Source organism: Streptomyces sp. CWNU-52B (assembly GCF_047444975.1).
Taxonomy (GTDB): domain Bacteria; phylum Actinomycetota; class Actinomycetes; order Streptomycetales; family Streptomycetaceae; genus Streptomyces.
The window spans coordinates 58,955-77,635 of the sequence record NZ_JBLFJV010000030.1; the positions used below are offsets into that span (position 1 = coordinate 58,955).

The following is an 18,681-nucleotide window of genomic DNA, read 5'->3' on the forward strand; positions in this document are numbered from 1 at the left end:
CCCATGCCACTACCTCGGCGGACTCCCGTCCGACGGGCTGCGCACGCGGTCGAGCCGGCGGATCTCCTCCAGCGGGTACGGGGTCTGTCTGCTCCGGCGCTGGAACGTGCGGTGGAAGTCCGACACCACGGCGGCGACCGGTGCGTGCCGGGCGAGGACCGCCGCGGCCTCAGGCGGGATTCCGGTCGGGCGCCCGCCCTCCGCATAGGCGCGCACCAGCTCGTAACGGCCGTCCCGGTCCGCCACCTGGTATCCGAACAGGGCGGTGACCAGCCAGTTCACCAGATACGTGGAGGTGTAGCAGCGGTCGTACGCACGGTGCCGGTCGAAGAAGTCGGCCTCGTCGGGCGACAGCTCGAACCGGGAGGAGATCGCGAGGCCGTAGTCCGCGAAGTACAGACGCCGGCCGTCGGTCAGGACGTTCTCGAAGTGCGCGTCGAAGTGCAGGAGCCCGTGGCTGTTCATGAACGAGGTACCGGCGGCCAGTTCCCTCTCCACCAGGGCGCAAGCCAGGTCGGTGGCCCGGTCTCCCGCCTCGACCTGAGTGCCCAGCCATTGGTGGAGGTTCTGCGGGATGTACTCCAGGAACAGCGCGATGCTCGCCGAGGACTCCTGGAGGGCCTCGATCCGCTCGCGCATCCGCGCCCCGCCGTCCCAGTACGCGACGGCCTGTTCGATGTCGGCCAGTTCCTCGGGCAGGGGCGTGGAGTCGGGCAGCACCCGCCAGTGGTACATCAGCGGGAACCCCTCGTGCTCCGCCGCGAGGACCCAGTTCGTGGTCATGGTGTGCACGGCGAGTTCTCGCCAGGCGCCGAAGCCCGGTGTGCCGATCGTGCCGATGCCGTACTGGCAGTGGACGGGGAGCTCGAACAGGTTCGCGGTGGACCTGATGTGCTCGGGCCGCCGCTCCAGGTCGGTGAGGGGCACCCGCTTCACGAAGACCGGGGTGCCGGCGATCTCCAGCAGGGCCGACTTCCCGCCGATGCCGGCGCCGATCGGCACGGCCGCGTCCACGAGCTCGCCGAGCGCGTGATCACTGCACAGGGCCAGGGCCGTGGAGACCGCGCCATGAGCGCTGAGACGCGCGCCGTGCGACCTGTCCGGGACATCCACTGCTGCCTCCACCTGGGCGTCCTGGGCGCCCGGGGCGTCTTGGGCGGTCAGGGCGCGGTCCCTCCGCTCGCGACGACCGTGCGACCGCGTCGATCTGGTTTCCGAGTATGCCCGTCCGCTCGGACACGTACGCGTCTTGATCGTGTCCCCTTCGTCCACAGCGTGCCCCGGCTGTCGGTGCCGACCCGTAGGGTGGTCGCGCTATGACAGAGTCCTCACTCCCCGAACTCCTGCATGCCGCCGTCACAGCCGTCGGCGGTACGGAGCGCCCCGGCCAGGTGACCATGGCCGAATCCGTCGCGCAGGCCATCGACGACGGTTCCCACCTGCTGGTCCAGGCCGGTACCGGCACAGGCAAGTCGCTCGGTTATCTGGTCCCCGCACTGGCGCACGGGGAGCGGGTCGTCGTGGCGACGGCCACCCTGGCGCTCCAGCGCCAGCTCGTGGAGCGTGACCTGCCGCGCACGGTGGACGCGCTGCATCCGCTGCTGCGCCGCCGCCCCGAGTTCGCCATGCTCAAGGGCCGGTCGAACTACCTGTGCCTGCACCGCCTCCACGAAGGGGCGCCGCAGGACGAGGAAGAGGGGCTCTTCGACCAGTTCGAGGCGGCCGCGCCCACCAGCAAGCTGGGCCAGGACCTGCTGCGGCTGCGGGAGTGGTCGGACGAGACCGAGACGGGTGACCGCGACAATCTCACCCCGGGCGTCTCGGACCGCGCCTGGTCCCAGATCTCCGTCTCCTCCAGGGAGTGCCTGGGTGCCTCGAAGTGCGCCTACGGAGCGGAGTGCTTCGCCGAGGCCGCCCGTGAGCGTGCCAAGCTCGCCGATGTCGTCGTCACCAACCACGCGCTCCTGGCGATCGACGCCATCGAAGGCGCGCCCGTCCTCCCGCAGCACGAGGTGCTGATCGTCGACGAGGCGCACGAACTGGTCTCGCGGGTCACCGGAGTCGCGACCGGCGAGCTCACCCCGGGCCAGGTCAACCGCGCCGTACGCCGAGCGGCCAAACTCGTCAACGAGAAGGCTGCCGACCAGCTCCAGACAGCCGCCGAGGGCTTCGAGCGACTGATGGAACTGGCCCTGCCGGGACGTCTGGAGGAGATCCCGGAGGACCTCGGCTACGCGCTGATGGCCCTGCGGGACGCCGCCCGCACGGTGATCTCGGGGATCGGCGCGACCCGCGACAAGTCCGTCACCGACGAGGACGCGGTCCGCAAGCAGGCCCTCGCCTCCCTGGAGAGCGTCCACGACGTGGCGGAGCGCATCACGAACGGCTCGGAGTGGGACGTCGTCTGGTACGAGCGGCACGACCGCTTCGGCGCGTCCCTGCGGGTCGCTCCGATGTCCGTGTCGGGCCTGCTGCGCGAGAAGCTCTTCACCGACCGCTCCGTCGTCCTGGCCTCGGCCACCCTGAAGCTCGGCGGCGATTTCAACGGCGTGGGCGCCTCGATCGGCCTGTCCCCGGAAGGCGCCGAGGGGGAGGACATCCCGGTCTGGAAGGGCCTCGACGTCGGCTCGCCCTTCGACTACGGCAGGCAGGGCATCCTGTACGTCGCGAAACACCTGGCCAGGCCCGCCAGGGACAGCGACCGCGGGGACATGCTCGACGAACTCACCGAGCTGATCCAGGCGGCCGGTGGCCGCACACTCGGCCTGTTCTCCTCGATGCGGGCCGCCCAGCTCGCCGCGGAGGAGCTGCGCTCCCGTGTCCCGGAGTTCCCCATCCTGCTCCAGGGCGAGGAGACGCTCGGCGAGCTGATCAAGAACTTCGCGGCGGACCCGAAGACCTGTCTGTTCGGCACGCTCTCGCTCTGGCAGGGCGTGGACGTGCCGGGCGCCAGCTGCCAGCTGGTCGTCATGGACAAGATCCCTTTCCCCCGCCCCGACGACCCGCTGATGAGCGCCCGCCAGAAGGCCGTGGAGGACGCCGGAGGCAACGGCTTCATGGCCGTCGCGGCCACGCACGCGGCCCTGCTCATGGCCCAGGGCGCCGGCCGCCTCGTACGGGCGACACAGGACCGGGGCGTGGTCGCCGTACTGGACCAGCGCCTGGCCACCGCGCGCTACGGCAGTTACCTCAAGGCGTCACTGCCCGACTTCTGGTACACCACGGACCGTAACCAGGTGCGGCGCTCACTGGCCGCCATCGACGAGACGGCACGGAAGTCCGAAGAGGCCGGGGCACGGACGCAGGAGTCCGCAGAGGCATAAGACGGGCACATGGTCATGGTCATGGGGCCGTGTGCGGGGCAGGTGCCACGGCACGCCTCGCCCCGCCTCGCACATGGCGAAGGCTGCCTCCCGGCGTCCGTCGCGGACGTCTGTCGGGGGCAGCCCTTGCCGTGCGTGGGGGAGACGCGTGGCGTGTGGCACAGGGTGTGGTGTGGCATGTGTGCGCCGAGGCTGACGGCACAGGGCCCCGGAACCGGCGCAGGGGTCCCGGGGCCCGGTCAGGGGGGATCCTCAGATCCGCCGGAGCACCGCGACGACCTTCCCGAGGATGGTTGCCTCGTCGCCGGGGATGGGCTGGTACGCGCTGTTGTGCGGGAGCAGCCACACATGGCCGTCCTCGCGCTTGAAGCGCTTGACCGTGGCCTCGCCCTCCAGCATGGCCGCCACGATGTCGCCGTTCTCCGCGACCGGCTGGCGGCGGACGGTCACCCAGTCGCCGTCACAGATCGCGGCCTCGATCATCGAGTCGCCGACGACCTTCAGCACGAACAGCTCGCCGTCGCCGACCAGCTGCCGGGGCAGCGGGAACACGTCCTCGACCGACTCCTCGGCGAGGATCGGGCCACCGGCGGCGATCCGGCCGACCAGCGGGACGTACGACGCCGCCGGCTTGCCCGCCGTGTCGGTGGGCTGCACCGTGGACTGGTCCGATCCGCGGACCTCGTACGCCCTGGGGCGGTGCGGGTCGCGGCGCAGGAAGCCCTTGCGCTCGAGCGCCATCAGCTGATGGGCGACCGAGGACGTGCTGGAGAGGCCGACCGCCTGCCCGATCTCCCTCATGGACGGCGGGTAACCTCGCCGCTGCACGGAGTCCCTGATGACCTCGATGACGCGGCGCTGCCGGTCGGTGAGTCCTGAGCTGTCCGCCCGGATGCCTGGAGGTCGGCCCGGCAGGGAGCGGGCGGGCTTGGGCCCCTCCTGGTTCGCGGTTTCATTCATGGCATGCACCGGCTCAAATCGGCCCTGGGAGCGGTCCTGGGCAGTGATGGTGGCACTGTCTGCGGTGGTGGTCACGTCGGCCCCTCTCGTTCGTCTCCCTGCTGGACAACGGTAGTTGCTTTCGAAAGGTTGCGCCAAACACACGTTCGAGTGAAAAACCGTGGTTGACCTGACGTGATCACGCGTCTGGGTGTATGGCTGCGACTGTCCCGTTACGGGCAAGGGTGCCGAGCGTCGCGTTTTTCGTGTTCTTCGCCGCCGACGTCGTGGCCTTGTGGGCCGGAGTCGAGCGAAGGCCAGTCTGTCACCAGGTGCCTTGTGGATCGGGGACCGGGCCCCGCTCCTGTGGCGCCCACCGTATCCCCGTACGCTCCTGGCCGGAACGGCCGCGCGGTACGTGCTCCTACGGGCGCGACACGCGCGGCGGGTGTAAATTTCCGGGTCAGGCCCCACATGTAGTGGTTGGATTGCCCAAGTGGCCCAGAAGTTGTGGTCCCCGGTCTTCCAAGCTCATGGTCATCGCCTATGCTTGGGCTTGCTTCGAGGGGCTCAAAGGGCCTGCCGAGGCTATCGATTCGTGCTGCGCAAGGAGGGTTGGAGCCGATGCACTGCCCCTTCTGCAGGCACCCCGACAGCCGCGTCGTCGACAGTCGTACGACGGACGACGGTACGTCGATCCGCAGGCGCCGCCAGTGTCCCGACTGCACCCGTCGGTTCACGACGGTGGAGACGTGCTCCCTGATGGTGGTGAAGCGGTCCGGGGTCACCGAACCCTTCAGCCGTACGAAGGTCATCAACGGCGTGCGCAAGGCGTGCCAGGGGCGGCCGGTCACCGAGGACGCGCTCGCCCAGCTCGGCCAGCGGGTCGAGGAGGCGGTGCGGGCCACCGGGAGTGCCGAACTGACCACCCACGACGTGGGACTGGCCATACTCGGCCCCTTGCAGGAGCTCGACCTCGTCGCCTACCTGCGGTTCGCGTCCGTCTATCGGGCGTTCGACTCGCTGGAGGACTTCGAGGCCGCCATCACGGAACTCAGGGAAGAGACGCAGGCCCCCGCCACGGCCGACGAAGACGTGCGCGAAGGGTGCCAGGAAAGTGACCGCGGGTCCGGAGAGACTGTCGAAGTCCCCGTGCCCGCCGGCGCCGCCGACTGACGAGAGGGGCCTGTACCGGCCCTGCCGATCGGCGAAACAGACCCGTTGCGAGCGGCCGCGTATGCGGTGCGCGCAACACCAGACACATACCGTGCCCCGGGAAGAACGAGGCACTTCAGGGCGTTTTAGCCTGATACAGGGAGGCGGCATGACAGAGACGGCGAGCGGTCCGGCACGAGGTTCCCGCGCGAAGGGCACCAAGGCCACCAAGGGACTGCGTATCGAGCGCATCCACACCACCCCGGGCGTGCACCCGTACGACGAGGTGGCCTGGGAGCGCCGTGACGTCGTCATGACCAATTGGCGCGACGGCTCGGTCAATTTCGAGCAGCGTGGCGTCGAGTTCCCCGACTTCTGGTCGTTGAACGCGGTCAACATCGTCACCAGCAAGTACTTCCGGGGCGCCGTGGGCACCCCGCAGCGCGAGGTGAGCCTCAAGCAGCTCATCGACCGCATCGTGAAGACGTATCGGAAGGCCGGAGAGGACTTCAAGTACTTCTCCTCGCCGGCCGACGCCGAGATCTTCGAGCACGAGCTGGCGTACGCCCTCCTGCACCAGATCTTCAGCTTCAACTCGCCGGTGTGGTTCAACGTCGGCACGCCCCAGCCGCAGCAGGTCTCCGCCTGCTTCATCCTGGCCGTCGACGACTCCATGGAGTCGATCCTCGACTGGTACAAGGAAGAGGGCATGATCTTCAAGGGCGGCTCGGGCGCCGGCCTGAACCTCTCCCGGATCCGTTCCTCCAAGGAACTGCTCTCCTCGGGCGGCAACGCCTCAGGCCCTGTCTCCTTCATGCGCGGTGCCGACGCCTCCGCAGGGACGATCAAGTCGGGCGGCGCCACGCGCCGTGCCGCCAAGATGGTCATCCTCGACGTCGACCACCCCGACATCGAGGACTTCATCCAGACCAAGGTGAAGGAAGAGGAGAAGATCCGCGCCCTGCGCGACGCGGGCTTCGACATGGACCTGGGCGGCGACGACATCACGTCGGTCCAGTACCAGAACGCCAACAACTCGGTCCGCGTGAACGACACGTTCATGAAGGCCGTCGAGAACGGCGAGAAGTTCGGCCTGACGTCCCGGATGACCGGCGAGGTCATCGAGGAGGTCGACGCCAAGGAGCTGTTCCGCAAGATGGCGGAGGCCGCCTGGGCCTGCGCCGACCCGGGCATCCAGTACGACGACACGATCAACCGCTGGCACACGTGCCCGGAGTCCGGCCGGATCAACGGCTCGAACCCGTGCAGTGAGTACATGCACCTGGACAACACGTCCTGCAACCTCGCCTCGCTGAACCTGATGAAGTTCCTGAAGGACGACAACAAGGGCCACCAGTCCTTCGACGTCGAGCGCTTCTCGAAGGTCGTCGAGCTCGTCATCACGGCGATGGACATCTCCATCTGCTTTGCGGACTTCCCGACCCAGAAGATCGGCGACAACACCCGCGCCTTCCGTCAGCTGGGCATCGGCTACGCCAACCTCGGCGCCCTGCTGATGGCGACCGGCCACGCGTACGACTCCGACGGCGGCCGCTCCCTGGCCGGCGCCATCACGTCGCTGATGACCGGCACCTCGTACAAGCGCTCCGCGGAGCTCGCCGCGGTCGTCGGCCCGTACGACGGCTACGCCCGCAACGCGCAGCCGCACCAGCGCGTCATGAAGCAGCACTCCGACGCCAACGCCGTGGCCCCGCGCGTGGACGACCTGGACACGCCGGTCTGGGCGGCCGCCACGGAGTCCTGGCAGGACGTGCTGCGCCTCGGCGAGAAGAACGGCTTCCGCAACGCGCAGGCCTCGGTCATCGCCCCGACCGGCACCATCGGTCTCGCGATGTCCTGCGACACCACCGGTCTCGAGCCCGACCTCGCGCTGGTCAAGTTCAAGAAGCTGGTCGGCGGCGGCTCGATGCAGATCGTCAACGGCACCGTCCCGCAGGCCCTGCGCCGCCTGGGTTACCAGGAGGAGCAGATCGAGGCGATCGTCGCCCACATCGCCGACCACGGCAATGTCATCGACGCCCCGAGCCTCAAGCCTGAGCACTACGAGGTCTTCGACTGCGCCATGGGCGAGCGTTCCATCTCCGCGATGGGCCACGTCCGCATGATGGCCGCGATCCAGCCGTGGATCTCCGGCGCGCTCTCCAAGACGGTCAACCTGCCGGAGACGGCGACCGTCGAGGACGTCGAAGAGGTCTACTTCGAGGCGTGGAAGATGGGCGTCAAGGCGCTCGCGATCTACCGCGACAACTGCAAGGTCGGCCAGCCCCTCTCCGCGAAGACCAAGGAGAAGGAGAAGGTCGAGGTCACCGCCAAGGCCGAGGACACCATCCGTACCGCGGTCGAGAAGGTCGTCGAGTACCGTCCCGTCCGCAAGCGCCTCCCCAAGGGCCGCCCGGGGATCACCACGTCCTTCACGGTCGGCGGCGCCGAGGGCTACATGACCGCCAACTCCTACCCGGACGACGGTCTCGGTGAGGTCTTCCTGAAGATGTCCAAGCAGGGCTCCACCCTCGCCGGCATGATGGACGCCTTCTCCATCGCCGTCTCCGTGGGCCTGCAGTACGGCGTGCCCCTGGAGACGTACGTCTCCAAGTTCACCAACATGCGCTTCGAGCCGGCCGGTATGACGGACGACCCGGACGTGCGGATGGCGCAGTCGATCGTCGACTACATCTTCCGTCGCCTGGCGCTCGACTTCCTGCCCTTCGAGACGCGCTCCGCGCTCGGCATCCACTCGGCGGACGAGCGGCAGCGGCACCTGGAGACCGGCTCGTACGAGCCGAGCGACGACGAGGTCGACGTCGAGGGACTGGCCCAGTCGGCGCCCCTCGCGCAGGAGCTGAAGGCCGTCGTGACACCGCCGGTCGAGGCCGTGGCGGCCGTGCCGGCCCCGCAGCAGGCGCACACCAGCGCCGAGCTGGTGGAGATGCAGCTGGGCATCCAGGCGGACGCCCCGCTGTGCTTCTCCTGCGGTACGAAGATGCAGCGGGCCGGTTCCTGCTACATCTGCGAGGGCTGCGGCTCGACCAGCGGTTGCAGCTGATCCAGGACGGACCCACACGCCGAAGGGGCGGTACAGCCACCAGCTGTACCGCCCCTTCGGCGTGTGCGTGGATCTCGGCCTGCGCGTGGGACGTGCGGGTCAGGACGCGTCGGCGTTGCCCATGATCCTCGCGAAGGTCGCCGGGTCCGCGTCGAAGCCCTGGACGACCGGACGGAAGGTCCACTCCCCGGAGCCGTCGTCACGCGTGAACTCCGCGACCGTCGTGGCCGTGGCCCCGAGGACACCGCCGAAGTCGTTCTCGGACAGGACGGTGTAGCCCTCGCGGATCCGCAGGGCGGGGTTGTTCACCCCGACGAACGTGCGCCGTCCGGCGCCCTGTTGGATGGCGACACCGACCATCACGCGCGTGTAGCGCTTGTTGAGACGGTTCAGCTCCAGGGTCATCACCTCGTCCCAGCCGAAGCCCTTGCCGTCCTTGCTGTCCCGGTTGAGCACGATGGTGCCGTCCGGGGCACGGCTGCCGAAGTGCACTACGTAGTCGGGGTTCTCACGGGTGTCGGTCGCTAGGTAGGTGGCGGCGACGATGTCGAGATCGATGGCCGGTTCACCGGTGGCACCGGGATCCCATTTCACCGAGACCTCGACCTTGCTGATGCCCTTGTTGAGGCCGTTCACCGCATATCCCTCCTGGTCCCCCTGCATCGGCCGCCTCAACTGCCGGGCAGGTGAGGCGTGTTGTCCATGGTGCCACGCGCAGGGGGGCGCACGGGCGGATCAGTGTGCCCGAGCGTGACCGGGGCCACGTTCCTGGGCCGTACGATGGCGCGGTGCTGGTCAAGTGGATTCGCTGCAACGTGGTGGACCGCCGCGGTTTCGAACGGGGGCAGCGGAAATGGGCGGGACTTCTGGGGGAGCCGGGATTCCGGGGGCAGGGCGGGGGCTGGAGCCGGGGAAGGCCCGGAGTGGCCCACATCTTCACCTTCTGGGAGAGCCGTGCCTTCTACGACTCCTTCATGGCGCGTTCCCATGACCGGCTGGCGTCCTCCCAGGTGGGCACCTTCAAGGACCAGCACTCCACGCTCTTCGACTACCGGTTCGACGTGAAGACGGGCTTCGAACCGCGCTTCACGGAGTCCGATGTCGTGCGGGTGGCGCACTGCCGCGTCCACGAGGAGCGCGCCGAGCACTTCGCGCTGATGCAGGAGAAGGTCTGGAACCCGGCGATGGCCGGCTCGCCCGGCATGGTCCGGGGCATGTTCGGCGAGGCGCCCGGCCACGAGTTCCTGGTCCTGTCGATGTGGCAGTCGGCCGCCGAGCACGGCAAATACCGCGCCGAGCGGGTGGAGCGGCTCTCCCTGCGGGCCCAGATAGAGGCGGACGTCGTGGCGCTCACGGGGGACATCGTCCAGCTGGAACCGGGCTGGACGGTCTGAGGCGGGCTGCGATTTGTGTGACCTGTGACGTATGGAGCCCGTACGAGTGCTCGATCGGGCGCGACCCGATCTAGGGTTCCGGTATGGCACGTCCACGGCGCATCGTTCTTGTCCGGCACGGCGAGTCGGTGGGCAATGCCGATGACTCCGTCTACGAGCGTGAACCCGACCACGCTCTCGCACTCACAGAGAAGGGGTGGCGACAGGCGGAGGAGACCGGTCAGCGGCTCCGGGACGTCTTCGGGCGCGAGCAGGTAAGCGTTTACGTCTCCCCGTACCGCCGCACCCACGAGACCTTCCGGGCCTTTCGCCTCGGCCCCGGTCAGGTGCGTGTCCGAGAGGAGCCCCGGCTGCGCGAGCAGGACTGGGGGAACTGGCAGGACCGTGACGACGTACGCCTCCAGAAGGCCTACCGCGACGCGTACGGGCACTTCTTCTACCGCTTCGCACAGGGTGAGTCCGGTGCCGACGTGTACGACCGGGTCGGCAACTTCCTGGAGAGCCTGTTCCGGAGCTTCGAGGCGCCCGATCACCCGCCCAACGTGCTCCTGGTGACCCACGGCCTGGCCATGCGGCTGTTCTGCATGCGCTGGTTCCACTGGACGGTCGCCGAGTTCGAGTCGCTGTCGAACCCCGGGAACGCGGAGATGCGGATGCTCGTGCTCGGGGAGGACGGCAGGTACACCATCGACCGCCCCTTCGAACGCTGGCGAGACCCGGAACCCTACGGTGTCACCGGATAAGCTGACATAGCGATGACCGTTGACTTCTCTGACTTCTCTGACCTCTCCGGCTCCTCCGGCTCTTCTTCCGATTCCGGCGGGCGCCTCGACCGCGCCCTGGCCAGCCTGCGCGGGCTGGCGGTCGGGGACGCGCTGGGAGCACAGTTCCTCGCGCCCTCGAACCACCGGTTCCTCAGGGACCGCACCCTGCCGCCCGGACCCTGGAACTGGACCGACGACACGGAAATGGCCGCCTCCGTGGTGGCCACGCTGGCCGCCCACCACCGCATCGACCAGGACGCGCTCGCCGGCTCCTTCGCCGAGCGGCACGACGCCGGCCGGGGGTACGGACGCGCGGTCGACCGGCTGCTGCGGCAACTCAGGGAGGGCGGCGACTGGCGCGAGCTGTCCTCGGCCCTCTTCAAGGGACAGGGGTCGTGGGGCAACGGCGCGGCGATGCGGGTCGCCCCCCTGGGCGCCTGGTACGCCGACGACCCGGAGCAGGCCACGCACCAGGCCGAGATCTCGGCGTACCCCACCCACCAGCACCGCGAAGCGGTGGTCGGCGCCATGGCCGTGGCGGCCGCCGCCGCGCTGACCGCGGCGCGAGGAGGCCCGCCCAGCCCCGACGCGCTGCTCGAAGGGGTCATCGCGCTCGTGCCGCGCAGTGCCGTGGGCGCGGGGCTGCGGCGCGCCCGGGACATGCTCGACTACGGGGACACGACGACCGTCGCGGCGGTCCTCGGCTGCGGGCGGCGCACGACCGCGCACGACACGGTGCCGTTCGCCCTCTGGTCGGCCGCACGCGCCCTCGGTGACTACGAAGAGGGCTTCTGGGCGACCGCCCGCGCCGGCGGCGACATGGACACGACCTGCGCCATCGTCGGAGGCGTCGTGGCCGCCGCGGGGGCGGCCGGGGCACCGCCCGCCGAGTGGCTGGACCACACCGAGGCGCTGCCGGGGTGGGTGACGCGGGAGGCTGCCGGGTAGATCCGGCGTCGCACGCGCGCGTGCCCCTCTTTCTGATGGCCACGTGCCGATCACTGTCACAGCCCTGCCACAGACAGACCGTGACCCGCTGTGTCGAATGTCCCCCGGTTAGCCTTTCGGCCACGCCGCCCGTTGATCATCACGGGCCGACGGGGAGGGGGTCCCGTGTCCGACGAACCGTCCGAGTACGACAAGACGTCAGAGACCGAGCAGAGAGGTCCGAAGACGGATGGTGAAGTCACTGACGTCGCCGAGGTGACTGGCGTCGCTGACATCAATGCCGTCGCTGAGGAGCACGTCGCCGAGGCCGAGTCGGAGCCCGAAAAGAGCCACGAGGGCGAAGGCAAGGACGAGGAGGAGGGCGAGGGTGAGGGTGAGGGCGAGGGCGAGGCCGATGGCCGGGACGGCCCCGCGATCGAGTCCTGGTTCGCGGACATCCAGGCGGGGACCCCGGAGCCCGTCCGTACCGCGACCCTCTGGGCCGCTCTTGCCGCCGGCCTGCTCAGCATGTTCCTGCTCGGCGACGGCCTGGCGCTCAACCTCCTGCTGGTGGCGATCCCGATCACGCTCGGCGCGTACTTCGCGGCACGGGCGGCGGGCCGACGTCTGCGTCCCTGGACGCTGGTCTGGGGCGTCGGAGGGCTCGCCCTGCTGATCGTTCCGGCGCTGCGTGACGCCGACTGGCCGTCGTTCCTCGCCGTCGTCGCCGCTCTGACGACGGGCTCGCTCGCCCTGCACGGTGGCCGTACCTGGCCCGGGATGCTGTTCGGCCCGATCGGCCTCTACACCTCACTGGTCACCGGTCCGGGCTGGGGCTGGCGCGGCCTGCGTGAGCGGACCGGCAGTGCGCGCGGCAACTTCGGCCCGGTACTGCGCGCGACCGCGGTGGCGGTGGTCCTGCTGGTGGTCTTCGGCGCCCTGTTCGCCGGCGCGGACGCGGCCTTCGCGGACCTCGTCGCGAGCCTCGTCCCGGACGCCTCCGTCTCCGGCGGGCCCTGGCAGCTGGTCCTGTTCGTGATCGGCGTGGTCGGCGCCCTCGCGGCGGCCTACACGGCCGCGGCGCCCGTGCGGTGGGACCGTGTCCGAATACCCCCGGGCCGCGCCCGGGGCCGCGTCGAGTGGGCGCTGCCCCTGGTCGTGCTCGCCGTGCTCTTCGCGGTCTTCAACGCCGTCCAGCTGGCCGTCCTGCTGGGCGGATACGACGCCGTCCTGGAGAAGACCGGACAGACGTACTCCGCGTACGCGCGCCAGGGCTTCTGGCAGTTGCTCCTGGTCACGCTCCTCACTCTGCTCGTCATCGGCTTCGCGCTGCGCTGGGCCCCGCGGGACGGCTCGCGCGACCTGACACTGGTGCGCGCCGTCCTCGGCACCCTCTGTGCCCTCACCCTCGTCGTCGTGGCCTCGGCGGTACGGCGTATGGACATGTACGTGGAGGCGTACGGGCTGACCCGGCTGAGGATCTCCGTGGTGACCGTCGAGCTCTGGCTCGGACTGGTCCTCGTCCTCATCATGGCGGCCGGTGTCCTGGGTGCCCGCTGGTTGCCGCGCGTGGTACTGGCCAGTGCCGCGGCGGCAGTGCTCGTCTTCGGGATCATGTCGCCCGACGCCCTGATCGCCGAGCGCAACGTCCAGAGGTACGAGAAGACGGGCGTGTTCGACCTCGACTACGCGCGCGGGCTGTCGGACGACGCGGTGCCCGCTCTGGACAAACTTGACGAACCGCTTCGTTCCTGTGCCCTGAAAGGCATGGCTGAGGACCTGGAGGAGGACGCCAAGCCCTGGTACGCCACGAGCTGGGGCGAAGCGCGTGCCCGGAACATCCTTGACGGGTGGGAGCCGTCGCCCGAGGCCGACTGGCGCATGTGCGGCCGGCTGACCCAGGAGTTGGCGTATCGCTGATACCGCTGGGCGGGTGCGGGTGCGGGTGCGGGTGCGGGTGCCGAGCGAGTCGACCGCGTACCGCGTACCGCGAACGCGCCGAGCGGGCCTGGCAGCCGTCCTCGGGACGGCTGCCAGGCCCGCTCGGTGTACTGGCCGGTGCTCAGCCCGCCGCGGGCCCCGCCGTGCCCGACAGCGCCTCCAGGTCGCTCTTGCGGACCCGGATCACCACGGTGGCGACGACAAGGGCCAGTACCGCCATCGCGACGGCCGGCACGAAGGCCGTGGAGATGCCCTGGGAGAGCACCTCGTGACTCCAGGGAGCGGGCAGTTGGTGTGTTCTGGCGAACTCCGCCTTCTGCTCGGCCGAGGCGTTGGCCATGAAGTCCGTGACCTGCTTCTGCGCCTCGTCGCGGCTCGCCGTGCCGAAGACCGTGGTCAGGATGGAGAGGCCGAGCGAACCGCCCACCTGCTGCGTGGCGTTGAGCAGACCCGACGCGGCGCCCGCCTCGTGCGCGCCGACGCCGGAGACCGCCGTCAGGGTGAGCGTCACGAAGTTCAGCCCCATGCCGAAGCCGAACACCAGCATCGGGCCGAGCACACCGCTGACGTACGAACTGCCGGGGTCGATGAAGGTCTGCCAGGCGAGCCCGATCGTGGCGAGGGTCGACCCGATCACCATGAACGGCTTCGGGCCGAACACCGGCAGGAACCGCTGCGACAGACCCGCGCCGACGCCGATCGCGACCGTCACGGGGAGGAAGGCCAGGCCCGACTCGATCGGCGTGTACTGCAGCACGTTCTGTACGAAGAGAACGATGAAGAAGAACATGCCGAACATCGCCGCGGCCAGGCTCAGCATGATCACGTACGTGCCCGAGCGGTTGCGGTCGGCGAACATGCGCAGCGGCGTGATCGGTTCCTTGGCCCGGGACTCGACCAGGGCGAAGGCCACCAGGAGGACCACCGCGGTGCTGAAGGACCCGATGGTGACGCTGTCCCGCCAGCCCTCCTCGGCGGCCCGGATGAAGCCGTAGACGAGCGAGGCCATACCGATCGTCGAGGTCAGCGCGCCCGCGATGTCGAAGCGGCCGGGATGCCGCTCGGACTCGCTGATGTAGAGCGGTGTGACCACGACGATCAGCAGACCGATGGGTACGTTGACGAAGAGCACCCAGCGCCAGTCGAGCCACTCGGTGAGCATGCCACCGGCCAGCAGGCCGATCGCGCCGCCGCCGGCCGAGACCGCCGCGAACACTCCGAACGCCCTGTTGCGCTCGGGCCCTTCGGGGAACGTCGTGGTGATCAGCGCCAGCGAGGTGGGGGAGGCGATCGCGCCGCCCACCCCCTGGAGGGCGCGTGCCGCCAGCAGCTGCCAGGGCTCCTGGGCGAGGCCGCCGAGCAGCGAGGCGACCGTGAAGAGCAGGATGCCGAACATGAAGACCCGGCGCCGGCCGAGGATGTCACCGGCCCGGCCGCCGAGCAGCAGCAGACCGCCGAACGTGAGTGTGTAGGCGCTCACCACCCAGGTGAGATCCGTGGTGGAGAACTTGAGTGCGCCTTGAATGTGCGGGAGCGCGATGTTCACAATCGTCGTGTCGAGTACCACCATGAGTTGGCAGGCCGCGATGACGATGAGTGCCATGCCGGGATGTCCCTCCCGGCGGGCCGCTCCTGGCTTCTGATCCTGAATCAACGGAGAGGTTGTCACTATTGAGTCCCCCACAGGTGCGTTAGTGAACGCTCGCGTTCACTGTCGCGTCAAAAGGTAGTGAGTCCCCGACAGTGAACGCAAGCGTTCACTGAAGTCGCTGCCGAATTCTGCCACTTGACCGCTCGCGGACCCCGGTCCGCATCCGGCGCGTACGTACGAACGTGCGTGCCCCTAGCCCGCTCAAACGGAGACTGGCTCATGGTTACTTCGGGTTGGACGGCCGCCCCCGCTCAGGCGGCCGCCCCACGCAGGCGTGGTGCCGTACTCGAACGCGCGATCCTCGACGCCGCGCTGGAGCAACTCAGCACGGTCGGCTGGAACGGCCTCACGATGGAGGGCGTCGCGGCCGGTGCCCAGACGGGCAAGGCCGCGGTCTACCGCCGCTGGCCCTCGAAGGAGGACCTCGTCGCGGACGCGCTCCGGGCGGGACTGCCGCCGCTCACGAAGGCGCCCGACCTGGGCTGCGTGCGGGACGACCTGCTGGAGCTGTGCCGATGGGCGCGCGAGGCGATGTACTCACGACCCGGTTTCGCGCTGCGCTCGGTGATTCACGAATGCGACACCTTTCAGGCCCAGCGCTTCCACGACGTGATCCTGGCCGGGGTCGTGGAACCGGCCATCCGGCTGCTCAGGGACGTCGTCCAGCGGGGAATCCTGCGGGGGGAAGTGCGGCCCGACGCGGCGAACTCCTATGTCCTCGACGCCATTCCGGCCATGATGATGTACCGCTCGAAGATGTGCGCGAGCGAATGGGGGGAGCAGGACATCGAGGAGATGATCGACCAACTCATGGTCCCGCTGCTGCGGCACGAAGGTGCCGACCGGGCTTCCGGTCCGGCCTGAGCGCTGGCCGGCGGCTGCCTGAGCAGGCCGCGTCAGCGGGTCGGCCGGGCGCCTTCGGACCGGCGCCGCCGAAGGCTCCCGGGGTGCTCGGGGGAACCGGGTGTCGCGTGGAGTTCCGGGCGGCGTAGTCTGAGGACGCCATGCCGTACGAACCACCAACCCACACCGTCGAGCGCTCCTTGCGCGCCACGACCGGAGCGAAGGTCATTGCCGGTGTCGACGAGGTGGGGCGCGGTGCTTGGGCCGGCCCGGTCACCGTCTGCGCGGCGGTCACGGGCCTGCGCCGCCCGCCCGAAGGCCTCACCGACTCCAAGCTCCTCACCGTCAAGAGGCGCACAGCCCTCGCCGAGATACTGGCGGAGTGGGTGACGTCGTACGGCCTGGGACATGCCTCTCCGGAGGAGATCGACCAGCTGGGGATGACGGCCGCGCAGCGGTTGGCGGCCTGTCGCGCCCTCGAAGCGCTGCCGGTGCGTCCCGACGCGGTCATCCTCGACGGGAAACACGACTACCTCGGCACTCCGTGGCGGGTCCGTACGGTGATCAAGGGCGACCAGTCCTGCGTCTCCGTCGCGGCGGCCTCGGTGATCGCCAAGGTCCGGCGCGACAAAATGATGGCCGAACTGGGTACCGACCATGCAGACTTCGGTTTTGCGGCCAACGCCGGGTATCCGTCACCGGTTCACCGGGCCGCGCTGGAGATGCGGGGCCCCACCCCGTACCACCGGCTGTCGTGGGCGTATCTTGATGCGCTGCCCCAGTGGCGGCATCTCAAGAAGGTCCGCAGTTGGGCGGACGGAAGCGTTCCGGAGATCGAGGGGCAACTCGGCTTCGACTTCTGACGGTCCCGTTCGCACTCATGTGCCACCCGCTGACGCGAGTCGCACCGGTGTTTGATAAAAATCAGCTCATGCCTCTCATTCCCGAGGAGCCTCAGATTCACGAGAGTGCCCAGGGTCCCCGCGTCAGTCCGGCCACCGGCCGGACCACGCCGACCCCCCGTCCTGTACCCGGCCCCCGTCCCGCGGCTCCGCCGCGTCCAGGCCGTCCGGGTCCTGTCCGGCCGATGCCGCCTGTGCAACGCACGCCGCGCGACACGGCCGTGGCCAAGCCGGAGCAGCCCGCTCCGGCGGCCCCCGCCGCAGCCTCGACCCCGCAGCTCCAGTTGATCCCGGCCACGGCCGAGGGCGCGCTGGACGCTGCCGAGGAAGCGGTCGACCTACTCCTCGACTCGGGCAGGGCCCCCGGTGAGGTGCTGGTGATCACCACCGGCGAACCCCACCCGTGGGCCACGCACGAGCTCTCCTTCGGCGAGGCCGCGTACTGGGCCCAGCACGACGCGGGAGACGACGTGTTCTACGCCGGCGCCTCCGCTGTCGGTCGTGCCGGTTCCCGGACCGTGGTCGTTGTCGCCGTCAACGGCGGACCCGACGACACCGTCGCCACCGTCCTGCCGTTGGCCCGTGGCCGAGCCGGTGCCCTGCTGATCGTCTGCGGGGATCCGCAGCAGATCAACTCGGTGCTGGGCGCGGGGGTCTGAGGACCCCCGTTCCGCTGGGGACCCCTGCACTTCCTGGGGGGTTCTCACGGCCGAGGTGCCACCGCGGTGGCACCTGCTCGGAGCATGCACAGAGGTCGGTCAGACGTGTGCCGGTACGGGGGATGTGCCGGCACGCCGCCGCCCGTCGTGGTGGCGTGGCGGTGGACGGCCGTGAGTATTGGCCGTGACCGCGGCGTCCCTGTGGACGGCGGCGGTTGGGGTCCTTGGCTGCGGCCGTCCCGTTCGGCGGTAGCTGTCCCGCGAGGCTGTCTCGTTCGGCGGTCCCGTTGGTCTGTGTCGCCGCGGAGGCCCTGTACAGGGATGTTCTATACGGGGACGAGTCGGCATGTACCCGTCGGCGCGGCCGCCCGCGTGGGGCGTCGCTCCGGTCGCTCCGTCGGCCGGTGCGGCCGTGGGCCGCCACAAACGGCACTCCATGCCCGAGTCCGCGCCGAGGGCGGGACGCGGCTGTCCGCTCAGCGGGCGGCGGCGCGGCGCAGTATCTCCGAGGCGGCGCCACCGGTGCGCGGCTGGATCGGCTCGGCGGCAGCGGACAACTCCAGTGACTGCGGGGGCGAGTCCGCGTTGGGCCGGCGCCCTCCGCGTCCTTCGCCGAGCACCTGCCAGCCGTCACGGGTCAGCGTGATGTACGCCCCGCAGCGCAGGCCGTGCAGCGTGCAGGCGTCCCGCAGCCCCCACATCCAGGCCCCGTCCTCCTCCGTCCACCGTGCGTCGCCGTCCCGGCAGTAGAGCAGCACGGCCGTACGCACCGGTGTGCGGCGCCGCAGATCGTGCGGGATGACCCGGCGCAGCTGCGCGAGCAGCGCGTTGCGGAACATCCAGCCGTCCGCCGGAGCCGGCCGTCTGGTGAAGGAGGCGCTGGCGGTCAGCCGCTCGTCGGGATCGAGCACGGCCACGATCGCGGTCGTGGGTCGGGGCCGATGCCGGGAGTGCAGTCCGCTGACGACCTCCCGGGGACTGCGCAGGAGCGGGATCCCCGCAGCGGCCCACTCGGCGGGTTCGAGTATTCGGGTCAGTGGGTTGGCGGAAGCGGCGGACGTCGACATCGATGCCGTCGAGGACGGAGCGAATCCGAAGGTCACGGTCCTCCCTTCGGCT

General features: G+C 69.7%; 15 protein-coding genes. 10 read left to right on the forward strand and 5 right to left on the reverse strand.

The window, feature by feature from the left end:
- Positions 1-9 precede the first annotated feature (9 nt).
- Positions 10-1,125 carry a protein kinase family protein gene (locus ACLVWQ_RS27105; RefSeq protein ID WP_414111801.1) on the reverse strand — a complete coding sequence of 372 codons (1,116 nt, stop codon included), beginning with the start codon at positions 1,123-1,125 and terminating at the stop codon, positions 10-12.
- Positions 1,126-1,316: 191 nt separating this feature from the next.
- Between ACLVWQ_RS27105 and ACLVWQ_RS27110 the strand changes: the two genes are divergently transcribed.
- Entirely contained in the window at positions 1,317-3,323 is a 2,007-nt protein-coding gene (locus ACLVWQ_RS27110) for an ATP-dependent DNA helicase (RefSeq protein WP_414111802.1), read from the forward strand.
- A 252-nt stretch (positions 3,324-3,575) separates the two neighbouring features.
- Here ACLVWQ_RS27110 and lexA read toward each other — a convergent pair whose 3' ends face one another.
- Positions 3,576-4,358, reverse strand: coding sequence for a transcriptional repressor LexA (lexA, locus tag ACLVWQ_RS27115; protein ID WP_414111803.1), 783 nt, complete (start codon positions 4,356-4,358; stop codon positions 3,576-3,578).
- A gap of 528 nt (positions 4,359-4,886) precedes the next feature.
- Here lexA and nrdR point away from each other — a divergent pair.
- The gene (gene nrdR / locus ACLVWQ_RS27120; RefSeq protein WP_414111804.1) at positions 4,887-5,438 is read left to right on the forward strand and encodes a transcriptional regulator NrdR; all 552 of its coding nucleotides are present in this window, start codon (positions 4,887-4,889) and stop codon (positions 5,436-5,438) included.
- A gap of 148 nt (positions 5,439-5,586) precedes the next feature.
- On the forward strand, positions 5,587-8,481 hold the full coding sequence (locus ACLVWQ_RS27125) for a vitamin B12-dependent ribonucleotide reductase (protein WP_414111805.1): 2,895 nt from the start codon (positions 5,587-5,589) through the stop codon (positions 8,479-8,481).
- A gap of 99 nt (positions 8,482-8,580) precedes the next feature.
- Here the strand turns inward: ACLVWQ_RS27125 and ACLVWQ_RS27130 are convergent, their stop codons facing one another.
- Positions 8,581-9,117: a TerD family protein gene (locus ACLVWQ_RS27130; protein ID WP_414111941.1), complete on the reverse strand. Its 537-nt coding sequence runs from the start codon at positions 9,115-9,117 to the stop codon at positions 8,581-8,583.
- 152 nt (positions 9,118-9,269) lie between these two features.
- Here ACLVWQ_RS27130 and ACLVWQ_RS27135 point away from each other — a divergent pair, with 152 nt between their 5' ends.
- The 4 genes from ACLVWQ_RS27135 (at position 9,270) to ACLVWQ_RS27150 (ending at position 13,486) form a co-directional block, all read left to right on the forward strand.
- Positions 9,270-9,875 carry a YdbC family protein gene (locus tag ACLVWQ_RS27135; RefSeq protein ID WP_414111806.1) on the forward strand — a complete coding sequence of 202 codons (606 nt, stop codon included), beginning with the start codon at positions 9,270-9,272 and terminating at the stop codon, positions 9,873-9,875.
- Between the two features lie 83 nt (positions 9,876-9,958).
- Positions 9,959-10,618, forward strand: a complete 660-nt coding sequence (locus ACLVWQ_RS27140) for a histidine phosphatase family protein (RefSeq protein ID WP_414111807.1) — start codon at positions 9,959-9,961, stop codon at positions 10,616-10,618.
- A 12-nt stretch (positions 10,619-10,630) separates the two neighbouring features.
- Positions 10,631-11,587 carry an ADP-ribosylglycohydrolase family protein gene (locus tag ACLVWQ_RS27145; RefSeq protein ID WP_414111808.1) on the forward strand — a complete coding sequence of 319 codons (957 nt, stop codon included), beginning with the start codon at positions 10,631-10,633 and terminating at the stop codon, positions 11,585-11,587.
- A 507-nt stretch (positions 11,588-12,094) separates the two neighbouring features.
- Positions 12,095-13,486, forward strand: coding sequence for a DUF4153 domain-containing protein (locus ACLVWQ_RS27150; RefSeq protein WP_414111942.1), 1,392 nt, complete (start codon positions 12,095-12,097; stop codon positions 13,484-13,486).
- 142 nt (positions 13,487-13,628) lie between these two features.
- Here the strand turns inward: ACLVWQ_RS27150 and ACLVWQ_RS27155 are convergent, their stop codons facing one another.
- On the reverse strand, positions 13,629-15,176 hold the full coding sequence (locus ACLVWQ_RS27155; RefSeq protein WP_414111809.1) for an MFS transporter: 1,548 nt from the start codon (positions 15,174-15,176) through the stop codon (positions 13,629-13,631).
- A gap of 201 nt (positions 15,177-15,377) precedes the next feature.
- On the opposite strand from ACLVWQ_RS27155, the gene ACLVWQ_RS27160 reads away from it, so the two are divergent.
- The 3 genes from ACLVWQ_RS27160 (at position 15,378) to ACLVWQ_RS27170 (ending at position 17,562) form a co-directional block, all read left to right on the forward strand.
- On the forward strand, positions 15,378-16,022 hold the full coding sequence (locus ACLVWQ_RS27160; protein ID WP_414111810.1) for a TetR/AcrR family transcriptional regulator: 645 nt from the start codon (positions 15,378-15,380) through the stop codon (positions 16,020-16,022).
- Between the two features lie 140 nt (positions 16,023-16,162).
- A complete protein-coding gene (locus tag ACLVWQ_RS27165) occupies positions 16,163-16,864 on the forward strand; it encodes a ribonuclease HII (protein WP_414111811.1) in 702 nt (233 codons plus the stop codon).
- Between the two features lie 68 nt (positions 16,865-16,932).
- Positions 16,933-17,562: a hypothetical protein gene (locus ACLVWQ_RS27170; RefSeq protein WP_414111812.1), complete on the forward strand. Its 630-nt coding sequence runs from the start codon at positions 16,933-16,935 to the stop codon at positions 17,560-17,562.
- Positions 17,563-18,038: 476 nt separating this feature from the next.
- On the opposite strand, the gene ACLVWQ_RS27175 is transcribed toward ACLVWQ_RS27170, so the two are convergent.
- Entirely contained in the window at positions 18,039-18,665 is a 627-nt protein-coding gene (locus ACLVWQ_RS27175) for a hypothetical protein (protein ID WP_414111813.1), read from the reverse strand.
- Positions 18,666-18,681: the final 16 nt, after the last annotated feature.

What these genes read in the sequence shown, in the direction of transcription:
- ACLVWQ_RS27145 (WP_414111808.1), top strand. Translation starts at nt 10,631, where the DNA reads ATGACCGTTGACTTCTCTGACTTCTCTGACCTCTCCGGCTCCTCCGGC.
- ACLVWQ_RS27150 (WP_414111942.1), top strand. Translation starts at nt 12,095, where the DNA reads ATGTTCCTGCTCGGCGACGGCCTGGCGCTCAACCTCCTGCTGGTGGCG.
- ACLVWQ_RS27165 (WP_414111811.1), top strand. Translation starts at nt 16,163, where the DNA reads ATGCCGTACGAACCACCAACCCACACCGTCGAGCGCTCCTTGCGCGCC.
- nrdR (WP_414111804.1), top strand. Translation starts at nt 4,887, where the DNA reads ATGCACTGCCCCTTCTGCAGGCACCCCGACAGCCGCGTCGTCGACAGT.
- ACLVWQ_RS27170 (WP_414111812.1), top strand. Translation starts at nt 16,933, where the DNA reads ATGCCTCTCATTCCCGAGGAGCCTCAGATTCACGAGAGTGCCCAGGGT.
- ACLVWQ_RS27140 (WP_414111807.1), top strand. Translation starts at nt 9,959, where the DNA reads ATGGCACGTCCACGGCGCATCGTTCTTGTCCGGCACGGCGAGTCGGTG.
- ACLVWQ_RS27110 (WP_414111802.1), top strand. Translation starts at nt 1,317, where the DNA reads ATGACAGAGTCCTCACTCCCCGAACTCCTGCATGCCGCCGTCACAGCC.
- ACLVWQ_RS27125 (WP_414111805.1), top strand. Translation starts at nt 5,587, where the DNA reads ATGACAGAGACGGCGAGCGGTCCGGCACGAGGTTCCCGCGCGAAGGGC.
- ACLVWQ_RS27160 (WP_414111810.1), top strand. Translation starts at nt 15,378, where the DNA reads ATGGTTACTTCGGGTTGGACGGCCGCCCCCGCTCAGGCGGCCGCCCCA.